1 protein-coding gene is annotated in these 1,071 nt (G+C 67.5%); it reads right to left on the bottom strand.

Annotation, left to right across the window (positions count from 1 at the left end; translation table 11 throughout):
* A partial coding sequence (locus ACXJKR_RS33250; protein ID WP_457326488.1) for a CocE/NonD family hydrolase occupies window positions 1-1,071 on the bottom strand: 1,071 nt, incomplete at both ends.

Below are 1,071 nucleotides of genomic sequence, written 5' to 3'. Positions count from 1 at the left end.
GCGCAAAGCTGAGCTTGCCGCCGGGTGCGAAGTAGAGGGTGCGGGCCTGCGCTTGCCTGGGCGGCCAGGCGTCGTAGCGGCGCCAGACGTTGGTGCCGGTCTCGAAGACGGTGGCCTTCGCAATGGGTGCCTTGGGTGCGACCTCTCGCAGATGCTGCTCGAAGAAGGGCAGCAGCACCTCCTTCTGGAACTGCTCCGCGGTGGGCTGCTGGAACTGCACGCGGCCCAGCTGCCGCCCCGGCGCGCCGACCCAGCCGCCATGCACCCAGGGGCCCATGACGAGGCGGTTGTCGGTGGCGGGGCTCTGCCCAGCGATCGCGTGGAAGGTGGCCAGCGGGCCGGCCAGGTCCTCGGCGTCGAACCAGCCGCCCACCGTCAACACGGCGGCGCGGATGTTCTTCAGATGCGGCGTGATGGCGCGGGACTTCCAGAACTCGTCGTAGCGGTCATGCTCGATCTGCACGTCGAAGTAGGGGTTGGGGCCGCCATCCTTGGCCAGCCGCTGCGCCAGCGCGTCGAGGTTGCCGTGCTGCAGGTAGAACTCGTAGCCGTCCAGCGTGCCCCAGTCGAACTGCGGCCATTGCTTGGGCGGCGGCACCGGTGCCTGCTGCGGCTTGAAGCCGGTGTAGAAGCCGAAGTTGGCCGCCAGCATGAAGGCCCCACCGTGATAGCTGTCGTCGCCCTTGAAGAGGTCGGCAATGGGCGCCTGCGGCGACGCGGCCTTGATGGCCGGATGCGAGTCGATGATGGAGGCCGAGGTGTAGAAGCCCGGGTAGGACACGCCCCAGAGGCCGACGCGGCCGTTGTTGCCGGAAATGCGGTCCAGCAGCCACTGCACGCTGTCGTGGGTGTCAGAGCTTTCATCGACGTCAGCCACGCTCTTCTTGACGGGCTTGTGCGGCGTCATCTCGATGAACTCGCCTTCCGACATGTTGCGGCCGCGCACGTCCTGGCAGACAAAGATGTAGCCGGCCTTCAGGAACTCCTCGTTCGGCGCGAGGCCCTTGATGCCATCGCGGTCCACGCCGTAGGGCCCGCAGCCATAAGGCGTGCGCACCATCAGGAAGGGGT

It is taken from the genome of Roseateles sp. P5_E11 (genome assembly GCF_054049355.1).
Note: the sequence above shows the minus strand (reverse complement) of the source record. Positions and strands in the feature narration are given on the sequence as shown.